Here is a 6000-nt window from a genome sequence, read left to right as displayed (position 1 = left end):
GCTTTGAGTAGCATTCTTACATTTCTATCACCGATTACAATGGCTGATAAACCTGACTGGGCTGGAAAGGGAAAACCAAACCTTGAAGAGATATCTACCGCTTCTGATTTGAAACAGGTTGAGCGACAGCTAGACGAGCAAGGTGATGAACTTGAAGATCTAATAGAAGAAAAAAAGAAAAAGCTAAGAAGACCAAAAATAAAAAAGACAAGAAGAAGCTTGAACGTGAACTTGAAAAGCTCGAAGTTCAACAAGACGAAATTGACGACTTGAAGGAAAAGGTAAAAAGTAAGAAATCTGGGTTCGAGAAGCAAAAGGCAAAGAAAGCTGATCAAGTTCAAAATGAGCTAGGTAAAGGCTCAGAGCAAGGCCAAGCAAAAAGAGAAGAAAACAGTAAAAAATGGTGGAAGTTCTGGGAGTAGCTACTGGCAAACAGCTGAGAATAAAACCTTTCAGAGCGATAAATCACTAGCTCTGAAAGTTACTCGCTCTGTAGCTCTGCCGACACATACAATACAAAATTTGTGCGGCTGCTAACGCCTCGTTAAGGTGCGACAAACGTGTGCAATACTTGAGCGAAGCGAAAAGTGCCACGCGTTTGGAGTCACTCTTAAACGATTTGTTAGGCGCCTCTTGCGATGAAGCCCAGATAGTACCATAATTAGGTACTATTCGGTATTTAAGGCATTATTATGGCTAAAAACACAAGCATCACACTAGGAGATCACTTTGATGGTTTTATATCCAATCAAGTTCAAAGTGGCCGTTATGGTTCAGCAAGTGAAGTAATCCGTTCCGCTTTACGCCTGTTAGAAACTCAAGAAACGAAAATGAATACTTTGCGCCAACTTCTCGTTGAAGGCGAAGAAAGTGGAATGGCCGATTATGACCTAAATTCGTTTATCAATGAACTCGATAGCGAAGAGCAAAAATGAAACCATTTCAGCTAACTCACAAGGCGAAATCAGATTTAAAAGATATCGCCTTATTCACCTCTCGCCGCTGGGGAAAAGAACAGCGTAACATTTACCTCAAACAATTTGATGAGTCCTTCTGGTTATTGGCCGAAAACCCTGACATTGGCAAAGACTGTGATGAAATTAGAGATGGTTATCGTAAATTCCCACAAGGTAGCCATGTGATTTTTTATCAACAGATTGGCAGTCAAAACATTCAGATAATCAGAATCTTACACAAGAGTATGGATGTGAATCCGATTTTTGGCGCATAACGCCCAATTAAGGTGCGACAACGCTATAACACCCAAACTAAACCATTGCACCGTAAACACAAATTTCAAACCGGAGTAAACTCGCCAAGCGTTAGGAGTCACTCTTAAATTGTTTGTTAACCATCTTTTTTACTGAACACACTCGCTGCCATTACAGCCTCTAAGCTATACCGACGATAAAACTTAACAAAGCCGATATAAAAAACATAAGCTAGCGTGGCGAATGAACCAATATGTACTAGCCCAATATTAAGTTGGCTTGCAAAAAAGTATGAATAGACTGCGCCCCAAAACAGCATAATAAAAACAAAAGAGACATTACGCGTTAGTCCGTATAGTGCTACGTAATTTTGTAGCTTTCCCGAATGCCTTTCCGAATTTTCAAAGATAAAGTGATAAAGGAGCCTCAAATAATCTCCATCGATCCCGTGCTCTAACTTCATTTGTGAAGTGTCCACTTTGATATCCTCGCTTAGGATAGCTATACATTTCTTAAAAGTAGCCTCTCGGAGCGGCTTTGGAAGTGACTTAGCTTGATTAAACATTTTGATTTTTAGAGTGTCTTTCAACACTAGCTTGAAGACTGAAATTGGTAAGATAAGAAACCACAAAACTACACGACCAAGTTGCCCACCACATGTATCACTTGATAGGTATGTTTCCGGCTTAACATCAAAAAGGAACTCTGATGGGTAGCCATTAGAATAGTTTGTAAACGCTTCAATTAATGCAGATGAGCCAATAGCCAAAACATGACCGAGTAAATACGAACAAATAACCGCAGGTATAAAGCTCAGTAATTGGCTTGCTGTAGAGTTACTAGTGTCTTCTAAACTCAATTTAGTGACTAGATCATCCATGCCAAATACGAATGTCACTATGTATAACAACACCGCTCCAGGGAGCATATAGCCTAAAAAATCGTAAAATGAGAAAGGGTTTTGTTTCACTTTCATTCCTTATAATTATTGTTGAAGTCGAGAAGATGGTTAACGCCCAATTAAGGTGCGACAACGCTATAAAAACCGACCTAAACCATTGCGCCGTAAACACAAATTTCAAACCGGAGTGAAATCGGCAAGCGTTAGGAGTCACTCTTAAATTGTTTGTTATATTGCCCGCACGGCAGAGCCAAGCTTAGCGCCAAGGTGCTGAATTGGTAACAAATCTACTGGCTTTGAACTCAGAAGTAAAACGGATAGTTCGAAACTCAACCATAGACAACAAAACGCACTTGGCTAAGAAACGAAACTAGGCAAAATTTGAATGGTTCAGTTAGCCAGAATGACAAAGAATTCGAACGAGAAACCTGACAGCAAAATGCGCTGAAGCTGCAACTTTCAATGAAGTCCCTCACAAAAAAGAAGCCGCGCAAAATAAACTTGAGCCAGCAAAACTTACTAACGAGGAGACTTGCGTGACGTTGCAGCTAATTAACCGACAAACATTCTACGTGCGATGGTCATTTTGATGGCAACTTTCACGAAAGGAACAGGTGTGTAGCTCGAACGTAGAACAAAGATTAACGGATAATTTAACCCTTTGAATCTTATGCAATATAACGCTATCTAGACTGAACTTTGCAAGCTTAATTCCTGATACCGCGCCGCATTTCACTAATCAGCCTTAGCGACTCAACCTGTAAATGTTCTGATGCATCAATAGCATAACGCGAACACATTAGCTCATTCTCGTAATTATACTGTTAATATCGTCATAGTTTCGAATATTAGAAATTTTCATTAGGCTGATCATAAACACAGGACCATAATATAGCATTTCTGATACAAAATCTTGGTGGCATTTGGGCTTAATGTTCACTAAGAAACTGCCTTACTAGCGCTCTAGTCCATGTTTTACTATTTGGACTCTCTCGCCCAAGTTCATTCAACTTTTCTGCAATTTGTTGATGGTACAAGCCCTTCTCATCCCAACGCTTAATCAGTTCAAACGAACTCATCCTATCAATGGAGCCTGAATTGCTACTCGCTCGCATGCGCACACCTAACCGAGCATCGTTTTCAAGGTGTGCGCACACATCACCATCGATAGTCTCATTAGCTACTTTCTCGCGACATGCTTGTTTTACCCAACTTGAAAAGCTGACACTTTCTGGCTTCACGCCCTCTATCTCATTCACAAGTTCGTGTTCAAACCGGATGTTTTTCTTGATCGACTTTCTATTGGTGTTTGTATTCAAAACAATGATGATTTTTTGCATGGGCGCACACTTAGAATGAATGGCGGGGAAAGTGTGCGCACAAAGCCATGGGTTGTACGCACCGTTTATTGGGGCATTAGTGGATGATGGTTTTAATCGACGTGTCGATACGAGATTCAAGTGCAGCGAGGATCCAGATCGAATCGCGAGCCGACGGATTGTTCAAACATTGATGGAGCACACTAATCACACCATCGGCTACGTGGGAAGCAAACTGGTGTTCTCTCTGCTGCTTAGTAGGCATGAGCTTGGCTCTCTCACATATCAGTGCATAAACATCATCTTTGAACTCGTCAATATCGCGATGAGTTAAAGTTTTAAATGACGAACGCTGCATCACATCAAAACACAAACTGGTGCAGTGAATGGCCAATGGTGAATACTTCATAACTGTCCTCCATTATTCAAAAATGCGGCAAATGCACTTCCATCTTGCCTTGTCAGGTTGGGAACATAACGGGAATACACTCGAAACAACATGGTTGTCGTAGTGTGTCCCATTTGATTAGCAATCCACTCAGGAGACTCTCCAGAGGCAAGCAATAACGTTGCGAAGGTATGCCGAGTCTGATAAGGATTGCGAGCTCTTAGTTTGGCTTTCTTAAGTGTCGGGTACCAAATGGTTCGAGAAACCACTGCATAATTCAAAGGTTTGCGTTTCGCATTGGTAAACACATACTTGTCTTTTAAATAGGCCGTTTGCTTATGCGTTTTTAAAGCATCAACCACGCTATCCGTCAGGCTTATCACTCGGTATGAGCCCTCCGTTTTTAACCCCGACAATTCCCCCCTAACTAAGCTTTGACGAACAGTGATGGTTTTATTGGTCAAATCAACGTCATCCCACATCAACCCATCAATTTCACCTGTACGAAGACCTGTAAAAAATCGGGTAATGTAATAGCTGCGAAAATTATCAGGGACTTCGCTCAAGAAATGATTCACTTCCGCAACCGAAAATGGGTCCACTTCTGTACGCCCTACTTTTAAGGCTTTGATATTCTTCCACGGTGAGGTAAAGTCATACCGATCGGCGGCTTCATTAAGCAATACCCTTAGGGGTGTCATGATGTGATTAATGCGTGATGGGCTAAGAAAGCTACCTTTTCGTCCCGGTACTTTGGCGAGGATGGAACGAAATTGCAGTATCTGCCCCTTATTGATGGCGCTGATCTTCTTATTCCCGAATGTAGGGAGCAAATACTTATTCAGAACACCTTCTACATCTTCATAATGCCCTTTACTCCATTCCACTTTCATTTCAGCTAACCAAGTTTGAGCAAATTCTTCAAACCTTGGAGAATCAGGGGCATCGAAGTAAGCTTTAGCACTACCCTCACGATGCTTTATCTCTTCAAATCGTTTCGCGGCCTTACTTTGTGGGAAGTATTTTTTATAGTCGAACGAATCAAGTACAATTTCTGCCTCAATGCGCTTAAGTAAGTTTTCTAAACGCTTAGTATTTACCGCATTATTAACCAATTGAGTATGTTCACGACAACGCTGACCTTTATATCTGAATTGCAAAACTAATTTCCCATTTCGCACATTGAGTACACCCATAACAAGCTCCTATTGCCCTAAGATCAATGACTGGCTAGAAATGCCAACTAGCATTTCTTCTTCGACTCGTTCCCATATAAAGAGAATTTTTCTTCCTCCAAATGGACGAATGTAATGAATCCCCTCAAATAAAACAGAATCTTTAAGTTGTTCCCTAATAACTCGCGCGTCATATTTTATTCGCACAGAAAGTTCTGCGGTTGTCAGATAGGTATTATCCATCGTACAATCTCCTATAAACATTATTAACTTACCAATGAACTAAATGTTCTCCTGTAGATTGCAATGTAGCATAAAAATGACCTTTTACAACCATTTTTTACCTACAGCAGAACATTTTAAGCAGGAGAAGAACATGTTGAAGTGCCACCTTTCTAAAATAATGGGAGAAAAGCGGCTTAAAATTGCGGATGTTGCTAGGGATACTGGTGTGAATAGAGGGACAATTACACGCTTATATAATGAAACTGCAACACGTGTAGAACTTGATGTAATAGATAGTCTTTGTGAGTACTTGAATATAGAAGTTGGAGAGTTACTGGAAAGGCAAAAAATTGAAACAGATTAGTTTTTCTCATATTGGGCTGAGAATTTTGGGTTTTCAGCTCCATTAAGCACAATATTAACCAAAAACAAAAGTAGCCACCGTTTTGGCCACAAGATGGCCACCGATGATTTTTACAAAAGAAAAAATCGGAAAAGCAATACGCCAGACACACAAAAACACGCAGCTAAGCGTTTCTTTTTAAAAGTTTTTTGGATTGTAGAACAGAAGGGAGCAATTGGAGCGTGCAGCGGGAATCGAACCCGCATCATCAGCTTGGAAGGCTGAGGTAATAGCCATTATACGATGCACGCACATCGCGTTGGAACGAGATAGATAATGCCACATCTAACTGAAAAGAAAACCTTTTTTTTTCATATTTATGTTTAAGTGCGCATTTGTTATTCGTAACGTCGTTTTTTTAGACAAAATAGTAACTAT

9 protein-coding genes, 1 tRNA gene and 1 pseudogene are annotated in these 6000 nt (G+C 40.5%); 5 read left to right on the top strand and 6 right to left on the bottom strand.

Annotated features, from left to right (window positions below):
- From L4C39_RS16325 to L4C39_RS16310, 4 genes and pseudogenes are all read left to right on the top strand, one after another.
- Positions 1 to 273 (top strand): annotated as a pseudogene (locus L4C39_RS16325) (hypothetical protein); the annotation flags it as partial.
- Positions 270 to 422, top strand: a complete 153-nt coding sequence (locus tag L4C39_RS16320) for a hypothetical protein (RefSeq protein WP_429746938.1) — start codon at positions 270 to 272, stop codon at positions 420 to 422. The pseudogene L4C39_RS16325 and the gene L4C39_RS16320, both read left to right, overlap by 4 nt.
- 270 nt (positions 423 to 692) lie before the next feature.
- Positions 693 to 935 carry a type II toxin-antitoxin system ParD family antitoxin gene (locus L4C39_RS16315; protein WP_102403784.1) on the top strand — a complete coding sequence of 81 codons (243 nt, stop codon included), beginning with the start codon at positions 693 to 695 and terminating at the stop codon, positions 933 to 935.
- Positions 932 to 1231: a type II toxin-antitoxin system RelE/ParE family toxin gene (locus tag L4C39_RS16310; protein WP_102403785.1), complete on the top strand. Its 300-nt coding sequence runs from the start codon at positions 932 to 934 to the stop codon at positions 1229 to 1231. Before L4C39_RS16315 ends, L4C39_RS16310 begins: the two co-directional genes overlap by 4 nt.
- Positions 1232 to 1347: 116 nt before the next feature.
- On the opposite strand, the gene L4C39_RS16305 is transcribed toward L4C39_RS16310, so the two are convergent.
- The 5 genes from L4C39_RS16305 to L4C39_RS16285 form a co-directional block, all read right to left on the bottom strand.
- The gene (locus L4C39_RS16305) at positions 1348 to 2187 is read right to left on the bottom strand and encodes a hypothetical protein (protein ID WP_429746936.1); all 840 of its coding nucleotides are present in this window, start codon (positions 2185 to 2187) and stop codon (positions 1348 to 1350) included.
- 854 nt (positions 2188 to 3041) lie between these two features.
- Positions 3042 to 3452 (bottom strand): YlcI/YnfO family protein, encoded by a 411-nt coding sequence (locus L4C39_RS16300; protein ID WP_429746934.1) that lies wholly within the window; start codon positions 3450 to 3452, stop codon positions 3042 to 3044.
- Between the two features lie 76 nt (positions 3453 to 3528).
- A complete protein-coding gene (locus L4C39_RS16295; RefSeq protein ID WP_017051840.1) occupies positions 3529 to 3840 on the bottom strand; it encodes a hypothetical protein in 312 nt (103 codons plus the stop codon).
- The gene (locus L4C39_RS16290; protein ID WP_371711528.1) at positions 3837 to 5015 is read right to left on the bottom strand and encodes an Arm DNA-binding domain-containing protein; all 1179 of its coding nucleotides are present in this window, start codon (positions 5013 to 5015) and stop codon (positions 3837 to 3839) included. Before L4C39_RS16290 ends, L4C39_RS16295 begins: the two co-directional genes overlap by 4 nt.
- A gap of 9 nt (positions 5016 to 5024) precedes the next feature.
- Entirely contained in the window at positions 5025 to 5237 is a 213-nt protein-coding gene (locus L4C39_RS16285; RefSeq protein ID WP_017051841.1) for a hypothetical protein, read from the bottom strand.
- A 76-nt stretch (positions 5238 to 5313) separates the two neighbouring features.
- Here L4C39_RS16285 and L4C39_RS16280 point away from each other — a divergent pair, with 76 nt between their 5' ends.
- Complete coding sequence (locus L4C39_RS16280) at positions 5314 to 5583, top strand: helix-turn-helix domain-containing protein (RefSeq protein ID WP_390903259.1); 270 nt, start codon at positions 5314 to 5316, stop codon at positions 5581 to 5583.
- 215 nt (positions 5584 to 5798) lie between these two features.
- Here L4C39_RS16280 and L4C39_RS16275 read toward each other — a convergent pair.
- Positions 5799 to 5873: transfer RNA gene (locus L4C39_RS16275), tRNA-Gly, on the bottom strand.
- Positions 5874 to 6000: the final 127 nt, after the last annotated feature.

This window comes from Vibrio clamense, assembly GCF_050337905.1.
GTDB lineage: Bacteria > Pseudomonadota > Gammaproteobacteria > Enterobacterales > Vibrionaceae > Vibrio > Vibrio cortegadensis.
This window is presented reverse-complemented; position numbering and strand designations above follow the sequence as displayed.

Coding starts and splice junctions, on each gene's coding strand:
- L4C39_RS16290 (WP_371711528.1), bottom strand. CDS start 5,015: ATGGGTGTACTCAATGTGCGAAATGGGAAATTAGTTTTGCAATTCAGA.
- L4C39_RS16310 (WP_102403785.1), top strand. CDS start 932: ATGAAACCATTTCAGCTAACTCACAAGGCGAAATCAGATTTAAAAGAT.
- L4C39_RS16305 (WP_429746936.1), bottom strand. CDS start 2,187: ATGAAAGTGAAACAAAACCCTTTCTCATTTTACGATTTTTTAGGCTAT.
- L4C39_RS16285 (WP_017051841.1), bottom strand. CDS start 5,237: ATGGATAATACCTATCTGACAACCGCAGAACTTTCTGTGCGAATAAAA.
- L4C39_RS16315 (WP_102403784.1), top strand. CDS start 693: ATGGCTAAAAACACAAGCATCACACTAGGAGATCACTTTGATGGTTTT.
- L4C39_RS16295 (WP_017051840.1), bottom strand. CDS start 3,840: ATGAAGTATTCACCATTGGCCATTCACTGCACCAGTTTGTGTTTTGAT.
- L4C39_RS16300 (WP_429746934.1), bottom strand. CDS start 3,452: ATGCAAAAAATCATCATTGTTTTGAATACAAACACCAATAGAAAGTCG.
- L4C39_RS16280 (WP_390903259.1), top strand. CDS start 5,314: ATGACCTTTTACAACCATTTTTTACCTACAGCAGAACATTTTAAGCAG.